Annotated in this window: 2 protein-coding genes; both read left to right on the plus strand. The window is 40.5% G+C overall.

What is annotated here, in order from left to right; translation table 11 throughout:
• Positions 1–66 precede the first annotated feature (66 nt).
• A complete protein-coding gene (locus ACESTD_RS18385) occupies positions 67–408 on the plus strand; it encodes a hypothetical protein (RefSeq protein WP_005837572.1) in 342 nt (113 codons plus the stop codon).
• Positions 409–466: 58 nt separating this feature from the next.
• Positions 467–1,387, plus strand: a complete 921-nt coding sequence (locus ACESTD_RS18390) for a transposase (protein ID WP_005837189.1) — start codon at positions 467–469, stop codon at positions 1,385–1,387.
• Positions 1,388–1,419 lie beyond the last annotated feature (32 nt).

The following is a 1,419-nucleotide window of genomic DNA, read 5'->3' on the forward strand; positions in this document are numbered from 1 at the left end:
GGGTCAATGTAAAAACCTGAGGGGTAAATTTATAAATTATTATCTTTGTCTCCAAATTCATAGCTTATGGAGTTAAACGGTTATCGCCTTCTTCTTCCTGAAGGCACTTTAGAGTACTTTGCTCTTGTTGATGTGAAGGAAAGCGTAAATGAAGTTGTGATCTACCTTGAGGAAAAAAATATCGTTCCTGAGAAGTATGCAGATCAGGATACTGAGAGTAAAGGCTTTTATGATCCTGTTATTGTTCAGGATTTTCCTCTTCGTGGCAAGAAGGTCTTCCTTAATATTCGTCGTCGTCGCTGGATCTTAAAGAAGCATAATGAGTATATCTCTCGTAACTGGCGTATGGTGGCTGAAGGTACTCGTATGACGCAAGATTTTGCGTCTTTTTTAAAAGAACTATATTGATAGCTATCCGATCAGTTGTAAGCTCTTAGGTGTTTTATATGGAGTTGACGGAGATTTATTGGAGCGTCAATACCGTAACCATCTAAGTGGTTATCTCCATTGGGACCAACTTGTTCATGCAGAGGATTGGCTACTATTCGAAAAGAATATCGGTGCTTATATCTGTATTGATGAGGTAGCCCTCTCGCGTGGAGAACTCTATACTGTACTGATCAATAAAGAAGCTCACGGTGGTAAAGGTAGTATGATTGCTATCATTAAAGGTACGGACGTTCATACGGTCACTTCTGTCCTGCTTAAGCTATCCCGTCTCCGCCGTTACCAAGTGCGCGAGATTACTTTGGATATGGCTCCTAACATGGAGCAGATTGCCCGCATCTGCTTTCCTGCGGCCAAACGTGTTACCGATCGCTTTCACGTACAGAAGTTAGCTTATGAAGCGGTGCAGGAGATGCGTGTAAAAGCTCGCTGGGAGGCTTTGGATGAAGAGTCCACTCAGATTGCTTATGCAAAGGCCTGTGGAAAGATGTATCATGCACCTGTTTTCGCTAATGGAGATACAAGAAAGCAGTTGTTAGCGAGAAGCATTTATCTGCTTTACAAGAAGGAATCCTTATGGACTCAGTCTCAAAGAATACGAGCTGAAATTCTTTTCAAGGAATATCCCGATATAAAGAAAGGATATTATCTGTCTATGCGGTTAGGCTTAATCTATCATCAGTGTAAGTTTAAGGATATTGCTTTGACAAGGCTGGCAAGGTGGTATGATGAAGTAGATAAATCAGGGTTCCTCACCTTTGGAAGGGTCGCACGTTCTATACAAACACATTATCTGAATATAATCAATTTTTTTGAAAGGAGGGCAACCAATGCCGCAGCAGAGTCATTCAATGCTAAAATCAAAGCATTTAGAGCACAGTTCAGAGGAGTAAGAGATAGAGCTTTTTTCTTATATAGACTTGCTAAATTATATGCTTAAATATAAAATACCTCAGATTGTTACGTTGACCC

The sequence above is a fragment of the Bacteroides sp. AR20 genome, assembly GCF_964250605.1.
Taxonomy (GTDB): Bacteria; Bacteroidota; Bacteroidia; order Bacteroidales; family Bacteroidaceae; genus Bacteroides; species Bacteroides uniformis.

Bases quoted from the DNA above. Each gene is read 5' to 3' on its own strand.
- ACESTD_RS18385 (WP_005837572.1), top strand. From the start codon at position 67: ATGGAGTTAAACGGTTATCGCCTTCTTCTTCCTGAAGGCACTTTAGAG.